The organism is Polaribacter sp. (genome assembly GCF_965656025.1).
Classification (GTDB): Bacteria; Bacteroidota; Bacteroidia; order Flavobacteriales; family Flavobacteriaceae; genus Polaribacter.
In genome coordinates this window covers 7,835-26,107 of the sequence record NZ_CBFHJT010000044.1, presented here as the reverse complement: position 1 = coordinate 26,107, position 18,273 = coordinate 7,835, and the positions used below count along the sequence as shown (strand labels likewise).

Sequence of the window (18,273 nt, the reverse complement as noted above, 5' to 3'; positions counted from 1 at the left end):
TGGAACATTCATCAACAATATGAAAAAAATGGTGGATGAATTGGTGTATGAGGTACGTTCTAATACTTCTAAAAAAAGAATTTCATCTGTCAGTTCGAGCGTAGAGAAACTAAGTCGACAAGACTCAACAAATAATAAGATTTCTCCACAAGGTCGAAATGACAAAAAAAAGAAAAAACAAGTTGTGGGTAAAACCTGCCCAAAATGTAAAACAGGTAAATTACTAAAAGGCTCATCTGCTTTTGGTTGTTCTGAATATAAAAATAACTGCGATTTAAAAATTCCTTTTGAAATTTATGGTAAAAAGATTTCTGAAAATCAAATTATTAGATTGATAGACAAAGGATGTACCACCAATCTAAAAGGTTTTTCTTTTAATGATACAAAAACAGAAGGTTTAATTCGTTTTGAGGATGATTTTAGTTTAAAATTAGAACCAAAAAATAAGATTTCTCCACAAGGTCGAAATAAAAACTCTAATGTCACTTCGAGCGCAGTCGAGAAGTCTCAAAGTAAAATAACTTGCCCAAAATGTAAAAAGGGAACCATTTTAAAAGGTAAAACAGCTTATGGTTGTTCTGATTACAAAGATGGTTGCGATTTTGTATTTACGTTCGAAAACATTAAAAAAATTGCCAATGGAAAACCCTTAACCAAAGCATTAGTTTTAGAAATTATTAGTAATTAGAAAAGTATTTTTCAAAAACACCAAAGTTGGCAAACATGTTTAGCCGTGATTGAACAGTCTGTTTGAGCTCTTGCGCTTTTCGCGCAAAAGCGAGTAGTGAAAGCGCGAAATAGCTTCTAAAAAAAATTATAACTTTTAAATTTTAACATACACGTTATTTCATTTGAATTGAAATGAAATTGAGATATTTTTTTAAGTTTAGGATAAAAATTTGAATACTAAAAATGATTTTCTATAAATACATTTCAATTCTAATTTCAATCAATAAGTTTTGCTAATTTTGCAATCCACAAAACACAGAAAATGCCACGTAGAGAACGAAATAAATTTGTAAAGAGAAATCAAGTTTTAGAACTTAAAATAGAAGATTATGCTTTTGGCGGAAAGGGAATTGCAAGAATTCATTCTGAGGAAGGTAGTTTTGTTGTTTTTGTACCTAACACCTTACCAGGTCAATTGGTAAAAGCGCAAATTAAAAAATCTAGTAAAAAGTATGCAGAAGCTAAACTAATAGATGTTTTAAAGCCTTCTAAAGATGAAGTTGAAGTTCCTTTTCAAGATATTCCTGGGGCACCGTACATACAATTACCTATCAATTTACAACATCAATATAAAAAAGAAAGTACACTTTCTTTATTTAAAAGAATTGGTAAAGTTGCCAATATTGAAGATTTATTTGATGAATTTGTAACCTCGCCCAACGTATTTCATTATAGAAATAAAATGGAATATGGTTTTTCTGCCATTGGTTACGATAGAACTAAAAAAACAGATAAAGACGAATTTACATTAGGTTTTAAAAGACGAGGTGTTTGGTGGATGGGCGATAATTTAGAGAAAGATTCTGGTTTGTTTGATAAGCAATTAGAAGACAATCTTAAAAATATTCGTGAATATTGCCAAAAAACTGGTTTACAACCTTGGCACGGACCCAAAAGAGAAGGTTTTTTCCGATATTTTGTAGTTCGTAAATCTTTTAAAACAGACGAATTATTATGTAACTTAGTGACAACTTCAGACGGTTTAAACAAGTTTGATTTAAACAAATTCGCCAACTTTTTAAAAGATATTTTAGGAGAACGTTTAGCGGGTTTACTACATACCATAAATGATGAAACTGGGGATAGAACCATAGCTACTTCTGGTAGTTTAGAATTGATATATGGAAAAGATAAAATAGTAGAAGAATTGTTGGGCTTAAACTTTGAAATTAGCATGAAAAGCTTTTTTCAAACCAATCCAAAATGTGCAGAAAAATTATACAGTAAAGTTGTTGAATATGTTTTAGAAGATAAAAGCAAAGTAGACAATACTGTAGTAATGGATCTTTTTTGTGGTACAGGAACCATTGGACAAATTGTAGCTTCTAAAAGCGAAAATGCAAAAATTGTGGGTGTAGATATTGTTGCATCTGCAATTGAAGACGCTAAAAAAAATGCGAAAAGAAATAATATTGAGGGTTTAAAATTTTATGCTGCTGATGTTGGTAAATTTTTAATAGCACATCCAGAATATCAAAATAGAATTAAAACTATCATTCTAGACCCAGCAAGAGCAGGAATTGCGCCAAAAACATTGCAGAAAATAATCAACTTAAATGCAGACAGAATGGTATATGTTTCTTGTAATCCTGCAACACAAGCCAGAGATACAGAATTGTTAGGAGAAGCTGGTTATCAAATCAAAAAAATGAGTTTGGTAGATCAATTTCCGCATACAAGCCATATTGAAACTGTGGTTTTGTTTGAGAAAAGTTAAATAACAGAACTTTTTGAAGTACAAAAATAAATATTAGTATTTTTGGATATAATCCAACAAGATTACTGCATGAAAAAGAAATTAATTGCCATAATATTATTATCAATAATTGTAATAATTTCTTGTAAAAAAGAAAAAGAAGCGTCAGAAAAGTCTAATTTAGTTACTATTACAGGTAAAATTTTAAATTTTTCTAAAAGTGATTCTATACCTAATTTAACCCTTTATTCTTATAATTTTTTAAAAGAGGACCCCTACCAAGAAAATACAACAGCCATTGATGATGAAGGTAATTTTAAAATAGAATTTAAAACGGCATATAACCAAGTTGTTTTTTTCTATTACAAAAGTGCTGCATCTATTTATGTTGAACCCAATACGGAGATTGAAGTTACTTTTGATGGAAAATTAAAAGAAAAAAAAGCATTTGTATCTTCTTTGAATTTTAACAGAGATTTGGTAAAAGAAAATAATTTACTAAAAAAATATTTCAAGAATAATCCATTAAATTCCAGTGATTTTTATAAAGCATTTTCATCCAAAAAAAATCCGGAGGCTATTTATAAATTAATAGATAGTGTATATTACAAGCAACAAAAAAATTATATCAATACTTTTCTTGCAGAAAACAAACCTTCCAAATCACTTAAAAAATGGTTAGAAATTGAAAGAGATATCAAACCAATTACTACTTTATTAGAGTATGCTATTTTTTATTATAGACCAACATCCACAGAAAAACCTTTTCAAGATAATTTTCCAAACTCATATACTAATAAAATAAATGACATTCCGTTATTAGATGAAGATAGTTTTGTAAATAGAGAAACTCATACAATATTACCTAATTATTACGGAGCTTATTTATCAAAAACTGTAAAATCTAAGTATGATTTACCCTTTAAGAAGTTAGATTCAATAATCTATTCTAAAGAAATTTTCAAGTATAAAAACAACCCAGGTTTTTTTAAAATTTTGCTTTTTGATAAACTTAATACTACACTTGCAAACAACGATTTATCTTTTTATCAAAAACATAAAACTCGTATTGATAGCACGTTTAAAAAAACACTTTATCAAAACTATATTGATAAAACCTACATTGCAAAAAAAGAACTTTTAGAAAACCCAAAACTACCAAAAGACACAGAATTATTAAGTTTTTCTTCTACTGATGCAAGTACTTTTTTAAATGAAATTATTAAAAACGCCAACGGAAAAGTTGTGTACATAGATAATTGGGCAACATGGTGTGGGCCTTGTAAACAACAGTTTAAAACAGCAACACCACAATTAAAGAAGGAGTTTTCTAAAGAAGTTGACTTTGTTTACTTATGTCATTTATCAGATAAGAAATTATATAAACCAACCATTGCTCAATACAATCTTTCTGGAAAACATTATTTTATAACCAAAGAACAAAATAAAGAACTGGTAAAAATTTTAAATATTACAGGGTATCCAACCTATAATATTATAGATAAAAAAGGAAAAGTTGTAAAAACTGGATTTGAATTTAGACCTAGCGAACCAATCACTAGAAAAATTTTAACTAAATTGATTAAAAAATAATTTAAAACACAGAAAATGAAAAAACTAACAAATCAAGAAGTAGAAAAAAGAATAGAAAAACTACAAGATTGGGATTTTTATGACAATGCCATTCATACTGATTTTGAATTTGATAATTTTAAAGACTGCATGTCTGCAATGAACAGAATTGCTTTTGAATGCGAGGCTTTAAACCATCATCCAGAATGGACAAATGTTTACAACACCTTAGACATTACATTAACCACACATGATGCTGATGGCGTTACAGAACTCGATTTTAAATTGGCAGAAGCTATTAATAAAATTGTAGAAGTTGAAGAGGAATAATCCTCTAAAAAAAATTCTAATACCTATATTTGAAACGTGAAAAAAACAATTCTAATTTTACTATTATTTGTGGCTATTTTATCCGCTTGCGAAAAAGACGATTTTTGTACACAAAACCCAGTAACCTCAAGATTAATTATTCGTTTTTATGATGATACTAATAGAGAAACACCCAAAAGAGTTCAAAATTTAATTATCAACTCAGAAGCCAATAGCGAACCCATTGATAGATATAATAATATAAGTACAGACAGTATTGTAATTCCTTTAAATCCAAATGCTTTAGAAACCGTTTATAACTTTTCTAAAGACGGTGTTATCAATCAATTTTCTATCACTTATGATATACAAGAAGAATACGTTTCGCGTTCTTGTGGTTACAAAATTGTTTATTCAAATTTAGAATTCTCATCACCCATAAATACTTGGTTTACAGGTTTTACACCAACAACTACACTTAATATAGATGATCAAAACACAGCACATGTACAAATATTTCATTAGCCTTTTTATGGTATTTGTTATTGCTGAAGTTTATGCGCAAGAGCAACCTAAAGATAGTCTTATAACTAAAGAAAAAGACAGCATTATTTACAAAACCAATTATGGTATCCGTTTAGGTGTCGACATTAGCAAGCCTATCAAAGCAGTATTTGACGGAGCTTATGCTGGTTTTGAAATTGTAGGCGATTATAGAATTAAAAAAAACCTATACATAGCAGCAGAATTAGGTTACGAAGAGGAAACCACTGCTGAGTTTATGGTATCTAATTCCACAGCAAAAGGAAACTATATTCGTTTAGGGATTAACTACAATGCTTATAAAAATTGGTTAGACATGAACAATGAAATTTTTGTAGGCTATAGATATGGTTTTGCTTTATTTGATCAGACTTTAAATAGCTATACACCCAATGTTTCAGATGCAGAAAATGGTAATTATTTTCCTGCTGTAACAGTATCAAGTCCTATAACAGAAACAAACTTAAATGCACATTGGTCAGAAATTATGCTGGGTGTAAAAGCAGAAACTTTAAAAAATATATTTGTAAGCTTTAGTATTTCTTACAAGATTTTAATGAGTGTTAAAGATCAAAACAACTTTAAAACTTTATATGCGCCAGGTTTTAACAGAATTTTTGAAAGTAATACTGGTTTTGGGTTTAATTACACCATAAGTTACCTAATTCCGTTTACCAAAAAATAAATCAGATTTGTAATTCCTCTTTTTTTAGTAACTTTAGCCAAGGTTTATACCTGCAAAAAATATAAAAATGAATAAAATACCAAGTGTAAATTTAGCAGACTTTTTGTCTGATGATACAACAAAAAAACAAAAATTTATAGACGAAATTGGTCACGCATACGAAAACATTGGTTTTGTAGCATTAAAAGGTCATTTCTTAAACGATACTTTAGTAAAAGATTTATATGCAGAAATCAAAAACTTTTTTGATTTACCATTAGCAACAAAAGAAAAATACGAAATACCAGGTATTGGTGGCCAAAGAGGATATGTTTCTTTTGGAAAAGAATCTGCAAAAGGTAAAAAAGAAGCAGATTTAAAAGAGTTTTGGCATTTTGGTCAGTATGTAGAAGACGATCCTAAAAGAGCTGCAGAATATCCAGAAAATGTTATTGTAGAAGAACTCCCAAAGTTTAATGAAGTTGGTAAAAAAACCTATAAAATGCTAGAAAAAACAGCCAAATACGTGTTGCGTTCTTTGGCTTTGCATTTAGGTTTAAAAGAAACGTATTTTGATGATTATATCAAAAACGGAAACAGTATTTTAAGACCCATTCATTATCCACCCATAAAAACAGCACCAAAAGGTGCAGAAAGAGCTGCTGCTCATGGAGACATTAATTTAATTACGCTTTTAATGGGAGCACAAGGTAAAGGTTTGCAAGTGCAAAATCATAAAGGAGATTGGATAGATGCCATGGCTGAACCGGATGAGTTGATGATAAATGTAGGAGATATGTTGTCTCGTCACAGCAATAACAAATTAAAGTCTACCATTCACAGAGTGGTAAATCCACCAAAAGAATTGTGGGGAACATCAAGATATTCCATTCCGTTTTTTATGCATCCAATAAGCGAAATGAAGTTAGATGTATTAGAAAATTGTGTAGATGAGGAAAACCCTAAACAATTTGATGATATTACAGCTGGTGAATTTTTAGACCAACGTTTAAAAGAACTAGGATTGAAAAAATAGTTATTGGTTTTTAATTGTTTGTTGTTGGTTTGTATCCCAACAAATAATCAAAAACTATAAACGAACAACCAATAAAATGGATTTAAAAGATCAATTAAAAAACCTATTTCCAGATCATAAGGAAACTCCTGAACCAAAAGTAGAAAAATCAAATATTTGGTTACAAGACGATCCTATCATTTGTAAATACGAAAAAAGAAAAGGGAAACCTATTACTATTTTAGAAGGCTATACTGGAGCAACTGCAGACTTTAAAATTTTGGCCAAAGAAATTAAAACCAAACTCTCTGTAGGTGGCAGTTTTAAAGATGATAAAATTATTATTCAAGGTGATTTTAGAGATAAAATTATGGATATGTTAAAGAACAAAGGTTTTAAAGTAAAACGTGTTGGAGGTTAACAATATAAAAATCAACACAATAAAAATATATTAAATTCGTTGTCAGTTTATTATGGGCGCTTCAATTTTACATATTACAAATGGAGATAGTACTACAAGCTATCTAAAAAAACTGCAATTTACTGGAGATTTTATTACTTGGAGAGAAATGCTCTGTGAAGGAAAAACCAACACAGATGTTGGGAGTGAATCTTTCTGGAAAACTAGATTCGACTTTTTTAAAAATAACTACAAAGTTAGTAAGCAAAACTTTATCAATTTAACTTTAAAGGAATATAGAAACCTTTGTAATTTTAAACAAAATAAAGAAATTGTGCTATGGTTTGAGTATGATTTGTTTTGCCAAATAAACATGTTAGCCGTAATTAGTTGGTTAAAAATAAACAGAAAAGGATATCCTATTTCTTTGGTTTGTAGTGGTAAAATAAAAAACACTACAAAATTAAAAGGTTTGGGTGAGCTTTCTGAAACCGAAATTAAAGAGCATTATAAAAATAGAATTAATTTATCTCAAGATGATATTGAATATGCAGACTATATTTGGCAATTATATTGTTCAGACAGTCCTTTGCGTTTAGAGACTGTTTACAAGTTCAATCCAACATCTCCATTTAAATACTTAGCATCAGCTATAGAAGCACATTTATTGCGTTTTCCAACCATCAAAAATGGTTTAAATAAGATTGAAAATACTGTTTTAGAAACTGCTCATAATCATCAATTAAAATCTAAAAATCAATTGGTTGGTAAGCTTCTAAAAGAACAAGAAGTATATGGTTTTGGAGATTTGCAATATTTTAAATCTATTGATACACTTCAGAAACTATTTGCTAGTTTTAATCCTGTAAAACTTTCTAAAAAAGGACTACGAATTTTAGAAAATGAAACCAATTTTTATGGTGAAATTCGTAATGAAAATTCGTATCTTGGAGGGGCAAAAAAGTATCGTTTTTTATACAATAAACAATCTGAAAAACTACTGCAAATAACGACTTAAAAAATGTCTATAAAACAATCTGAACTTATCTTAAATCCAGATGGTAGCGTTTATCATTTGAATTTAAAACCAGAAAATATTGCCAAAAATATATTATTTGTTGGCGATCAAGATCGCGTAGATAAAATAACGCAACATTTTGATTCTATTGAATTTACAACGCAAAAAAGAGAATTTAAAACTACCACAGGCACTTATAAAAACACGCAGTTTTCGGTAATTTCTACAGGTATTGGACCAGATAATATTGATATTGTAATGAATGAGTTAGATGCGCTTGTAAATATTGATTTAACTACAAGAAAACCCAAAGAAAATTTAACCGAATTAAATATTGTTAGAATTGGTACTTCTGGTTCCTTACAAGCAGATATTCCTGTAGATAGTTTTGTTATCAGTTCTCATGGTTTAGATTTAAATGGAATGTTGCATTCGTATCAGATAGAAAGTATTTCTAATACAGCTATAGAAAATGCCTTTGTAAAACATACCCATTGGAGCACTAAAAAAGCAGCACCAATTATAATAGAAAATAGTAAAAAGTTACAAAACAAATTAAGTTCAACAGAAACCTTTACAGGTATAACTGCTACTGCTGGTGGCTTTTATGGGCCTCAAGGCAGAGTTCTAAGATTGGCTTTACAAGATGATAATTTAAACCATAAAATTGATTCTTTTCAGTACAATTCTCATAGAATTACCAATTTAGAAATGGAGACTTCTGCCATTTATGGTTTATCTAAATTATTAGGACATAATGCTTGTTCTGTAAATGCCATTATTGCTAACAGAGCAAATGGTACATTTAGCAAAAACCCAGGTAAAGTAGTTACAGATTTAATTGTTTACAGCTTGCAAAAATTAACTGAATAAATGACAAACCTAAAAGTTGGTGGTGTACCAGAACATTTTAATTATCCATGGTATTTAACACTAAAAAATAAAGAATATACCAAAGAAAACATCAATCTGCGTTGGAAAGATTATCCAGGTGGAACAGGACAAATGTGTAAGGCTTTACGAGCGGGAGAAGTAGACATAGCCATTGTTTTAACAGAAGGAATTATTAAAGATATTGCTGATGGAAATCCATCTAAAATAGTACAAACCTTTGTAAAAACTCCTTTAATTTGGGGTATTCACGTGGGTGCAAAATCATCATTTAAAAAAATAAAAGACCTAGAACATGCCACTATTGCTATTAGTAGATTTGGCTCTGGATCTCATTTAATGGCTATTGTAAATGCGTACAACCAAGGGTGGAATATAGAAAACCTTAAATTTAAAGTAATTGGTAATTTACAAGGTGGTATTGATGCTTTAACAAATGGTGAAGCAGATTATTTTATGTGGGAACATTTTACTACCAAACCATTAGTAGACGATGGAACTTTTAGAAGAATTGATGACTGCCCTACTCCATGGCCCTGTTTTGTAATTGCGGTTAGAAACGAAATTTTAGAAAATAATTTTAACGAAGTAAAAAAAGTTTTAGACATTATTAATGCAGAAACTAGCGACTTTAAAAATCTTAAAAATATTGATAAAATTTTAGCAAAAAGATACGTACAGCAATTAGAAGACATTCAAAAATGGCTAAAAATAACTGAATGGAATGACGGAAAACCAATCACAAAAAATTTAGTTACCCGTATTCAAAATAAAATGATTCGTTTTAACGTTATAGAAGAGAAGAAAAATTCAGGTGAGTTCATAAAAAATATGTACATTTAGCCTTTATAAAGTTTAAAAAATGAAAAAAGTAGTATTTATTGCAATTTGTATTATAGGTTTAATTTGTTTTTCTTCATGTAGAAGCACCTCTAAATCTTGTGGTTTAGCAGATGTTTCACCAACCAATCAAACAACATTAAATCAAGCAGATTTATTATAAATCAGTTTGTTTCTTAGTTTCAAATTCAATGAATCCGCTCTTTTATAGCGGATTTTTTTTTTACTTCTTGACATTTAGTTAACTCAAAAAAAACTTTTTTATAAAGTTTTCCTTACACTTATTTGACTTTTACATAACGCTGAAACAATATTTTACTTTTATGTTTGATAAACCATAGAATATAGATTGTTGTTTGTATATAAAAAACTTCTTAGTCATCTTCTTTATCTTGTTTCATTTCACAATAATTGTATCTTTTTCTCTCTTAATTATAAATCATGAAAAAACAAAAAAAACGTAAGTTAGATATTGTTGTAATTTCTGATGTTCATCTTGGAACTTACGGCTGTAGAGCCAAAGAATTATTAAATTATCTGAAAACAATTCAGCCTAAAAAATTAATTCTAAACGGAGATATCATAGACATTTGGCAATTTAACAAACGTTACTTTCCTAAGTCGCATATGAGCGTTATCAAACACATTACATCGCTTTTATCTAATGGAACAGAAATATATTACATTACTGGTAATCATGATGAAATGCTAAGAAAATTTAAAGGATTTCAATTGGGCAATTTTAAAATTTTAAACAAATTAGTACTACCATTAAATGATAAAAAGGCGTGGATTTTTCATGGTGATGTTTTTGATATTACCATGCAACATTCTAAATGGTTGGCAAAATTAGGAGGTAAAGGTTATGATGCTTTAATTATACTTAACACCTTTGTAAATTGGATTTGTAAAGTATTGGGTTATGGAAAATTATCTCTTTCTAAAAAAATTAAAAACAGTGTTAAAAGTGCTATAAAATTTATAAATGATTTTGAAAAGACGGCCTCAGACATTGCCATAGAAAACAATTACGATTATGTAATTTGTGGGCATATCCATCAACCTGAAATAAGAGAAATAGAAACACCCAAAGGCAAAACAATTTATTTGAATTCTGGTGATTGGATAGAAAATTTAACCGCTTTAGAATATAAAAAAAACAAATGGTCTTTATACGCGTATGCAAATGATAAAATTGCCATGAATTATGAGAAAAAATCGAATAAAAAGAAGGAAAAAAAATTAGAAAACGATTTGCTCTTTAGTGAACTTCTTAAAGAATTTGATATCAAAAAAACTTAAAATATATTTATGAGAATCTTATACGCCCTTCAAGGAACTGGCAATGGACATACAACAAGAGCTAAAGAAATAATACCCATACTTCAAAAAAAAGGTGATGTTGATATTTTAGTTAGTGGAAATGAAAACAATATTGATCTTGGCTTTAAAATTAAATACCAATTAAAAGGGTTAAATTTTACATCTGGGAAAAAGGGAGGTATCGATTTTTGGGCTAGTTATAAAAAAATGAAATTATCAAGACTTTATAAGGAAATCAAGCATCTTCCAATACAAAATTATGATATTGTTGTAAATGATTTTGAACCTGTTTCTGCTTGGGCTGCAAGATTAAAAAACATAAATATAATCTCACTAAGTCATCAAAATGCTGTATTAGACATAGCTTCACCAAAGTATGGAAAGTATAAATTTGAACGTTTAATATTAAAATATTATGCGCCTTCAAGCACTCGTTTTGGCTTTCACTTTAAACCTTATAGCTCTGCAACATTTACACCTATAATTAGAAAAAAAATAAGAGTTTCTAAAGTTAGAAATAAAGGGCACTATACAGTGTATTTGCCATCCTATAAAATCGATAAAATAATCAAAGTATTAACACAGATTCCAATTGTAAAGTGGCACATTTTTTCTAAAGAGGTAAATAGTTTAGTTTTTCAAAAAAACATTACTATTTATCCTATTAACGAATTCGATTTTATAAAAAGTATGTCTTCGGCTAGTGGCGTTCTATGTGGAGCTGGTTTTGAAACACCTTCAGAAGCTTTATTTTTAAAGAAAAAATTGATGGTAATTCCAATGAAAAATCAATACGAACAACAATGTAATGCATTGGCTTTGAAAGAAATGGGTGTAGCAACCTTAAGAAAATTGAGTAAAAAAAGAATTCCAAAGATTGCAAAATGGATTCAATCTAATCAAGTTATCGAAGTAGATTACCCAGATACAACAGAAGATATTTTAGAAGCATTATTGCTGCCTTACTTTAACCAAACAATTTTGCCTACCATTCTATCTTAGGTATTCCTAAATCTTGCAGAATATCATTTGTTTTAGAAAAATGCTGATTTCCAAACCAATATCCTCTATTTGCACTTAAAGGACTTGGATGTCCTGATTCTAAAATATAATGTTTCTTTTTATCAATTAATTTAGATTTCTTTTTGGCAAAACCACCCCAAAGTAAAAAAATAATATTTTCTTTTTCTTTAGAAATTTGTTTAATAACAGCATCTGTAAAAGTTTCCCAACCTTGTTTTTGATGGCTTCCAGCTTCATGCGCTCTCACGGTTAAAGTAGCATTTAATAATAAGACTCCTTGCTTTGCCCATTTCTCTAAATTTCCACTTTGTGGATACTCTTTACCTAAATCTGTGGCTATTTCTTTAAAAATATTTATCAATGAAGGTGGATGTGCAATATCGTCTTTAACAGAAAAGCACAAACCATTGGCTTGATTGGGTCCATGATAAGGATCTTGCCCAATAATTACCACCTTTAAATTATCAAACGCACAAAAATCAAAAGCCGCAAAAATGTCTTTTCCTTTTGGGTAACATTGGTAATTTTCATATTCATTTTTTACAAAAGAAGTTAAATCTTTAAAATAAGGTTTGTAAAACTCATTTTGTAAAATATTTTTCCAGCTATCAGCTATTTTTACCTGCATTGTTTGTTATTTTTGTTACTTCAATTTTAAACCCAATAAAATTTATAAAATTATACGGTTTTATAGATTTTCAAAATTACAAATTTGAGGACTAATATTTCAGAGAAAACACTACAAGATTTAGAATTTAAAACTGTTTTACAACATGTTAAAGAACATTGTATTTCTAGTTTGGGTAAAGAAAATGTTCTAGAAATTTTACCACTTACAAGCAGAAAACAACTTTTTATTGAACTACATTTGGTAAACGAATATGTGTCTTCTTTTGAAAGCGAAAATAGAATACCTAATCATGGTTTTGATAATATTAAAGAAAGTGTAAAACGTTTAAAAATAGAAAACAGTTTTATTGAAACAGACGCTTTTTTAAAAATAGCTAGTACTTCTTTAACCGTAAACGAGCATATAAAATTCTTTAAAAAGTTTAAGGTACAGTTTCCTACTTTTTTTGAGCTTACTCAAAAAATAGAATTTACCACCTATGTAGATGATGAAATTAAAAAAATTATAGACATTTCAGGAGAAGTAAAAAACAATGCATCATCAACACTAAAACAAATTAGAAGAGATATTAATAACGTACGCGGTAAAATTGGAGCAAGTTTTTCTAGCGCATTATCTAAAGCAATTGCGGCTGGTTATTTAGACGATATAAAAGAAACAGTTGTAGACAACCAAAGGGTTTTGGCTGTTTCTGCAATGCATAGAAGAAAAATTGCAGGTAGTTTATTAGGTTCTTCAAAATCGGGTAATATTGTTTATATAGCACCACAAGCTACACTGTCTTACAGTAGAGAATATCAAAATTTAGTTTACGAAGAAAAGCAAGAAGTTATAAAAATACTAAGGGCTTTGGCGGCTACTATTAGACCTTTTACAGAGTTGTTAGAAGACTATGTAAACTACTTAGTAAGAACAGATACTGTTGGTGCAAAAGCAAAATACGCAAGAGAAATTCATGCTATTTTACCTAAAATAACCAAAGAAAAACGAGTGTTTTTTAAAGATGCTGTACATCCTATTTTATGGCGAAAAAACAATCAGCAAAACATAAAAACAGTTTCTCAAACTTTAGAATTAAATAAAGAACAGCAAATTATTGTTATTTCTGGGCCTAATGCTGGTGGTAAATCTATCACCTTAAAAACCATTGGTTTGTTGCAGTTAATGTTACAAAGTGGTTTGTTAATTCCGGTTGCAGAATGTAGCCAAACTTATATTTTTGACACGATTCTAACAGATATTGGAGACAATCAATCTATAGAAAATCAACTAAGTACTTATAGTTACCGTTTAAAGAACATGCGATATTTTTTACGAAAGTGTAATGAGAACACCTTGTTTTTAATAGACGAATTTGGTACAGGTTCTGACCCTGAATTGGGTGGTGCTTTGGCAGAAATTTTCTTAGAAGAGTTTTATAACAAACATGCTTATGGTGTAATTACCACGCATTATTCTAACCTAAAAGTGTTAGCAAACGAATTAGAGAATGTTACCAATGCCAATATGCAGTTTGATGAGCGTTCCTTAGAACCTCTGTATAAATTATTTATAGGGCAAGCAGGTAGTTCTTTTACTTTTGAAGTTGCTCAAAAAAACGGAATTCCTTTTAGTTTGATAAACAAAGCTAAAAAACGTGTAGAAACAGAAAAAGTGCGTTTAGATAAAACCATTTCTAAACTGCAAAAAGAAAGAAGCAGGCTACAAAAAAATTCAGACAACTTAGAAAAACAAAAAACGAAAGGACAAGAACATTTAGAGAGTTTACAAGAAAAAGAAGAAAAAATTCAAGCCAAATTAGCTGGTTTTCAAGAATTGTATGATAATAATCAAAAAATGCTTTCTTTAGGTAGAAAGACAAACGAGCTATTAAACAAATACTTTCAAACCAATAACAAAAAAGAACTAAATGCTAATTTTAATAAATGGGTAGCTGATGAAAAAGTGAAACATGCTAAGAAAAATCCCATAAAACCAAAGACAAAGTCGCAGAAGCAAAAAGCAAAAATTGTTGAAAAACAAATGCAACAAGTTATTAAAAATGTAGAAAAAGAGGTTTTAGAAAAAGTAGTAGAAGTTCGGAAAGAAAAGAAAAAAGAAGCTGTTAAAATAGCAAAAGAAAAAGCAGCTTATGTTTTTAAATTGAATGATAGAGTTAGAATAATAGACTCCAATTCAGTGGGAACTATAGATAAATTAGATAGAAAAAACGTGACAATTAATTATGGTGTTTTTACCACAAAAACATCTGTAGACAAAATAGAATTGGTAGAAAAAGCCAAATAAATGGCAAAAAAAAGAAGCACTTAATGTGCTTCTTTTTTTAATAATTCTGGAAACTTCTTTTTAAATTTATTCAGCCTTGGCACCGAAACTGCCCTCACATAACTTTGGTTTGGGTTCCTCTTTTCAAAATCTTGATGATATTCTTCAGCCTTATAAAATTTGTCTAACTTTTTTACCTCTGTAGCAATTTTACCATTGTAAACCTCTTTGTTCAATTTTGTAATCTGTGTTTCTATAATTTTCTTTTCGTTGGCGTTTCTATAAAATGCGATAGACCTATATTGCGTTCCATAATCTGGGTGCTGCCCATTAACAGTCGTTGGGTCATGAGAACCAAAAAACACAGTTACTAAAGTATTAAAACTTACTTTTTCTGGATTGTAATACACAGCAACAGTTTCTGCATGACCTGTTTTTCCTGTTCCTATTTTTTTGTAAGTAGGGTTTAGCGTATTTCCTCCTGCATAACCAGAAACAGCTTCTTCTACTCCTTCTACACTCTCAAAAATTGCCTCTACACACCAAAAACAACCACTTGCAAAATAAGCGGTTTTATATTCGTCTTGCGGTAAATACATCGCTTGTAATTGAGTTTTTTCTTTTTTATCAGTAAAACCAAAACAAGCAACTACTAAAACTACTAAACTAATTATTAAACCAGATTTTAAATATCTCATATGTATTATTTTTATGATTAAAAGTAAAAATTGCGCTAAGAACATTGCATCACATTCAGAGCGCAATTTTCGGAACTTTTAATTCGAAATAAATAATGTTTCGAACTACAACTTGAGTCGCAAATTTACGGTACATTTTACAGTTGTTTACAACTTTAGCATTTTGTTAAGAAACCTTTTTGCTTAAAAGGCTTTAGATGGTTATTTTTGTTAAATAATTCAAAAAATAATCTTGCTTTTTTAGAGAAAAATTAAAGTATTTTACTTTATTTCATTCTAAACAAAGCATTTATCAAAAATACATGGAACACTTTATAGTATCTGCACGTAAATATCGTCCTAAAAATTTTGAGGATGTTGTTGGCCAACAAGCCATTACAAATACGTTAGACAATGCTATAAAAAACAATCATTTAGCCCAAGCTTTATTATTTACTGGTCCAAGAGGTGTTGGTAAAACATCTTGTGCTAGAATTTTAGCTAAAAAAATTAATCAGCAAGATGCAGCTTTATCAGAAGATGAAGATTTTGCTTTTAATATTTTTGAATTGGATGCAGCTTCTAACAATTCTGTAGATGATATTAGGAGTTTGACAGACCAAGTGCGCATACCACCACAAACGGGTAAATATAAAGTATATATTATTGATGAGGTACACATGCTTTCTCAGTCTGCATTTAACGCCTTTTTAAAAACCTTAGAAGAGCCACCTGCACATGCAATTTTTATATTAGCAACTACTGAGAAACATAAAATTATACCTACAATTTTATCTCGTTGTCAAATTTTTGACTTTAAAAGAATTGGTGTTTTAGATGCCAAAAATTACTTAAAAACCATTTGCAATAGAGAAGAAATTACAGCAGAAGATGATGCATTGCACATTATAGCACAAAAAGCAGATGGGGCTATGAGAGATGCTTTATCTATTTTTGATAGAGTTGTTAGTTTTTCTGGTAAAAACTTAACCAGAGAAGCTGTAACCGAAAATTTGAATGTTTTAGATTACGATACGTATTTTAATATGACAGATTTATTGTTAGACAATAAAATACCTGATGTTTTAAATGCGTTTAACGAAGTTTTAGCTAAAGGTTTTGAAGGGCATCATTTTATTAATGGATTAGCCAGTCATTTTAGAGACTTATTAGTTGCCAAAGATAAAGTTACTATTGCATTATTAGAAGTTGGTGATACCGCTAAAAAGAAATATTTAAAGCAAGCAGAAAAAGCTGGTATTCCTTTTTTAATGCAAGCCATTAACAAAGCAAATGATTGCGATTTAAACTATAGAGCTAGTAAAAATCAGCGATTACTTGTAGAATTAACCTTAATGCAAATTGCCTCTATCACTTTTGATGGAGAAAAAAAAAAGTCAGCTAACTACATAATTCCTGCTACTTTTTTTCAAGCACTTTCTCCAGCTAAAAAACAAGTAAAACAACCAGTTGTAAAATCGAATACAGTTATAAAAACTGAAGTTTCACCTGTTAAAGAGCATTTAAAAACCGAAACAAATACAGCATCTAAAGAACCTGTAAAACCTGTTTTAAATTTTGCAAGAAAACGCTCTTCTTCTTTATCTTTAAAAAGCATACATCAAAAGAAAGAAAGTAAGAAAAAAGTAGTTGAAGAAAATTTTGACAACCACCCAAAAGATGTTTTTACAGAAAAGGAATTACAACTTTTTTGGAAAGAGTATACTGCCATTTTAAATAAAAAAGGAGAAAGAAGTATGGCTTCTATTATTGCTGCAGACTTACCTAAATTAGAAGCTAATTTTAAAATTGTATACACAGTTCCTAACAAGTTAATGCAAGATCAATTTAAAAAAGGAAGACCTAAATTATTAAACTTTTTAAGAGAAAAATTAAATAATTACGGAATTGACATCGTTTTAGAACTAAATGAAACCGTAGAAAAAAAGTTTGCTTACACTCCACAAGAAAAATACAACAAACTTTTAGAAAAAAATCCCTTATTAGAAAAGTTACGTCAGACTTTTAAGTTAGATCTGTAACAATTTTACTTTTTTTTGTACTAATATAAGTACAGAATATCAATTGTTTTTTTATGAACTACTTTTTAGGTTTTTTATTTCTACTTATTTCTTTTGCGCTCATAAAAAAGTTTTCACAAAAAAGAAAACTTAAAAAGTACAGGGCTTTTCTTACAGATAATTGGGGAAAGGGAAAAAAGAAAAGTCATTATAACTTTTTTGTAATTGGTAAATATTTTAATAATAATTCTCATAAAAAGAAGAGCTATCATATTTTAACAGAAAAAATTAAAAATGATTTAGATATAGATGATGTTTTTAAATATATAGATAGAACTTCTTCTAAAATTGGAGAACAATACTTATACTATAAATTACGTACAATAGGCAATGTAGAAAATCTTTTAAAATTTGATTCTTTAGTTAACTTTTTTGCTGAAAATAAAGATTTAAGTATCTCTTACCAAATAGAACTATCTAAATTAAGTTCACATAATTCATACTACTTAGAAGAATTAATTAACGATAAACAATTAGAAAAGCCAAAATATATGGGCTTTATTATTGCACTTACTATTGGTGCTATTGTATCTGCAATATTAGCCTTTTTTTATCCAATACTTGCTTTATTATTGATTCCCATTTTAGCTACTAAC

General features: G+C 29.1%; 17 protein-coding genes and 2 pseudogenes. 17 read left to right on the top strand and 2 right to left on the bottom strand.

The window, feature by feature from the left end:
- From ACTG3S_RS09460 to ACTG3S_RS09395, 14 genes and pseudogenes are all read left to right on the top strand, one after another.
- Nucleotides 1-688: pseudogene (locus ACTG3S_RS09460) on the top strand (DNA topoisomerase III); the annotation flags it as partial.
- A gap of 303 nt (nt 689-991) precedes the next feature.
- Complete coding sequence (rlmD, locus tag ACTG3S_RS09455; RefSeq protein ID WP_439129116.1) at nt 992-2,446, top strand: 23S rRNA (uracil(1939)-C(5))-methyltransferase RlmD; 1,455 nt, start codon at nt 992-994, stop codon at nt 2,444-2,446.
- A 69-nt stretch (nt 2,447-2,515) separates the two neighbouring features.
- A complete protein-coding gene (locus ACTG3S_RS09450; protein WP_439129115.1) occupies nt 2,516-4,018 on the top strand; it encodes a redoxin family protein in 1,503 nt (500 codons plus the stop codon).
- A 15-nt stretch (nt 4,019-4,033) separates the two neighbouring features.
- The gene (locus ACTG3S_RS09445; RefSeq protein ID WP_439129114.1) at nt 4,034-4,327 is read left to right on the top strand and encodes a 4a-hydroxytetrahydrobiopterin dehydratase; all 294 of its coding nucleotides are present in this window, start codon (nt 4,034-4,036) and stop codon (nt 4,325-4,327) included.
- 36 nt (nt 4,328-4,363) lie between these two features.
- Nucleotides 4,364-4,831 carry a DUF6452 family protein gene (locus tag ACTG3S_RS09440; protein ID WP_439129113.1) on the top strand — a complete coding sequence of 156 codons (468 nt, stop codon included), beginning with the start codon at nt 4,364-4,366 and terminating at the stop codon, nt 4,829-4,831.
- Nucleotides 4,812-5,534, top strand: a complete 723-nt coding sequence (locus ACTG3S_RS09435; RefSeq protein ID WP_439129112.1) for a DUF6048 family protein — start codon at nt 4,812-4,814, stop codon at nt 5,532-5,534. Before ACTG3S_RS09440 ends, ACTG3S_RS09435 begins: the two co-directional genes overlap by 20 nt.
- 67 nt (nt 5,535-5,601) lie before the next feature.
- Nucleotides 5,602-6,549, top strand: coding sequence for an isopenicillin N synthase family dioxygenase (locus ACTG3S_RS09430; protein WP_439129111.1), 948 nt, complete (start codon nt 5,602-5,604; stop codon nt 6,547-6,549).
- Nucleotides 6,550-6,625: 76 nt separating this feature from the next.
- Complete coding sequence (locus ACTG3S_RS09425) at nt 6,626-6,949, top strand: translation initiation factor (protein ID WP_439129110.1); 324 nt, start codon at nt 6,626-6,628, stop codon at nt 6,947-6,949.
- A 52-nt stretch (nt 6,950-7,001) separates the two neighbouring features.
- Complete coding sequence (locus ACTG3S_RS09420; RefSeq protein ID WP_439129109.1) at nt 7,002-7,946, top strand: DUF1835 domain-containing protein; 945 nt, start codon at nt 7,002-7,004, stop codon at nt 7,944-7,946.
- A gap of 3 nt (nt 7,947-7,949) precedes the next feature.
- Complete coding sequence (locus tag ACTG3S_RS09415) at nt 7,950-8,819, top strand: nucleoside phosphorylase (protein WP_439129108.1); 870 nt, start codon at nt 7,950-7,952, stop codon at nt 8,817-8,819.
- Nucleotides 8,820-9,680 (top strand): substrate-binding domain-containing protein, encoded by an 861-nt coding sequence (locus ACTG3S_RS09410; protein ID WP_439129107.1) that lies wholly within the window; start codon nt 8,820-8,822, stop codon nt 9,678-9,680.
- Nucleotides 9,681-9,699: 19 nt separating this feature from the next.
- On the top strand, nt 9,700-9,840 hold the full coding sequence (locus ACTG3S_RS09405) for a hypothetical protein (RefSeq protein WP_439129106.1): 141 nt from the start codon (nt 9,700-9,702) through the stop codon (nt 9,838-9,840).
- Nucleotides 9,841-10,118: 278 nt separating this feature from the next.
- On the top strand, nt 10,119-10,979 hold the full coding sequence (locus tag ACTG3S_RS09400; protein ID WP_439129105.1) for a UDP-2,3-diacylglucosamine diphosphatase: 861 nt from the start codon (nt 10,119-10,121) through the stop codon (nt 10,977-10,979).
- A gap of 9 nt (nt 10,980-10,988) precedes the next feature.
- Nucleotides 10,989-12,002 carry a glycosyltransferase family protein gene (locus tag ACTG3S_RS09395; RefSeq protein ID WP_439129104.1) on the top strand — a complete coding sequence of 338 codons (1,014 nt, stop codon included), beginning with the start codon at nt 10,989-10,991 and terminating at the stop codon, nt 12,000-12,002.
- Here ACTG3S_RS09395 and ACTG3S_RS09390 read toward each other — a convergent pair.
- Nucleotides 11,986-12,651: a uracil-DNA glycosylase gene (locus ACTG3S_RS09390; RefSeq protein ID WP_439129103.1), complete on the bottom strand. Its 666-nt coding sequence runs from the start codon at nt 12,649-12,651 to the stop codon at nt 11,986-11,988. The two genes, ACTG3S_RS09395 and ACTG3S_RS09390, sit on opposite strands and share 17 nt — an antisense overlap.
- A gap of 84 nt (nt 12,652-12,735) precedes the next feature.
- On the opposite strand from ACTG3S_RS09390, the gene ACTG3S_RS09385 reads away from it, so the two are divergent.
- Nucleotides 12,736-14,940: an endonuclease MutS2 gene (locus tag ACTG3S_RS09385; protein WP_439129102.1), complete on the top strand. Its 2,205-nt coding sequence runs from the start codon at nt 12,736-12,738 to the stop codon at nt 14,938-14,940.
- A gap of 20 nt (nt 14,941-14,960) precedes the next feature.
- Here the strand turns inward: ACTG3S_RS09385 and msrA are convergent, their stop codons facing one another.
- The gene (gene msrA / locus ACTG3S_RS09380) at nt 14,961-15,617 is read right to left on the bottom strand and encodes a peptide-methionine (S)-S-oxide reductase MsrA (protein ID WP_439129101.1); all 657 of its coding nucleotides are present in this window, start codon (nt 15,615-15,617) and stop codon (nt 14,961-14,963) included.
- Nucleotides 15,618-15,919: 302 nt separating this feature from the next.
- On the opposite strand from msrA, the gene ACTG3S_RS09375 reads away from it, so the two are divergent.
- The gene (locus ACTG3S_RS09375) at nt 15,920-17,638 is read left to right on the top strand and encodes a DNA polymerase III subunit gamma/tau (RefSeq protein ID WP_439129100.1); all 1,719 of its coding nucleotides are present in this window, start codon (nt 15,920-15,922) and stop codon (nt 17,636-17,638) included.
- A gap of 53 nt (nt 17,639-17,691) precedes the next feature.
- A pseudogene (locus ACTG3S_RS09370) lies at nt 17,692-18,273 on the top strand (MutS-related protein); the annotation flags it as partial.

What these genes read in the sequence shown, in the direction of transcription:
- rlmD (WP_439129116.1), top strand. Translation starts at nt 992, where the DNA reads ATGCCACGTAGAGAACGAAATAAATTTGTAAAGAGAAATCAAGTTTTA.
- ACTG3S_RS09450 (WP_439129115.1), top strand. Translation starts at nt 2,516, where the DNA reads ATGAAAAAGAAATTAATTGCCATAATATTATTATCAATAATTGTAATA.
- ACTG3S_RS09445 (WP_439129114.1), top strand. Translation starts at nt 4,034, where the DNA reads ATGAAAAAACTAACAAATCAAGAAGTAGAAAAAAGAATAGAAAAACTA.
- ACTG3S_RS09435 (WP_439129112.1), top strand. Translation starts at nt 4,812, where the DNA reads ATGTACAAATATTTCATTAGCCTTTTTATGGTATTTGTTATTGCTGAA.
- ACTG3S_RS09430 (WP_439129111.1), top strand. Translation starts at nt 5,602, where the DNA reads ATGAATAAAATACCAAGTGTAAATTTAGCAGACTTTTTGTCTGATGAT.
- ACTG3S_RS09425 (WP_439129110.1), top strand. Translation starts at nt 6,626, where the DNA reads ATGGATTTAAAAGATCAATTAAAAAACCTATTTCCAGATCATAAGGAA.
- ACTG3S_RS09420 (WP_439129109.1), top strand. Translation starts at nt 7,002, where the DNA reads ATGGGCGCTTCAATTTTACATATTACAAATGGAGATAGTACTACAAGC.
- ACTG3S_RS09415 (WP_439129108.1), top strand. Translation starts at nt 7,950, where the DNA reads ATGTCTATAAAACAATCTGAACTTATCTTAAATCCAGATGGTAGCGTT.
- ACTG3S_RS09410 (WP_439129107.1), top strand. Translation starts at nt 8,820, where the DNA reads ATGACAAACCTAAAAGTTGGTGGTGTACCAGAACATTTTAATTATCCA.
- ACTG3S_RS09405 (WP_439129106.1), top strand. Translation starts at nt 9,700, where the DNA reads ATGAAAAAAGTAGTATTTATTGCAATTTGTATTATAGGTTTAATTTGT.
- ACTG3S_RS09400 (WP_439129105.1), top strand. Translation starts at nt 10,119, where the DNA reads ATGAAAAAACAAAAAAAACGTAAGTTAGATATTGTTGTAATTTCTGAT.
- ACTG3S_RS09395 (WP_439129104.1), top strand. Translation starts at nt 10,989, where the DNA reads ATGAGAATCTTATACGCCCTTCAAGGAACTGGCAATGGACATACAACA.
- ACTG3S_RS09390 (WP_439129103.1), bottom strand. Translation starts at nt 12,651, where the DNA reads ATGCAGGTAAAAATAGCTGATAGCTGGAAAAATATTTTACAAAATGAG.
- msrA (WP_439129101.1), bottom strand. Translation starts at nt 15,617, where the DNA reads ATGAGATATTTAAAATCTGGTTTAATAATTAGTTTAGTAGTTTTAGTA.
- ACTG3S_RS09375 (WP_439129100.1), top strand. Translation starts at nt 15,920, where the DNA reads ATGGAACACTTTATAGTATCTGCACGTAAATATCGTCCTAAAAATTTT.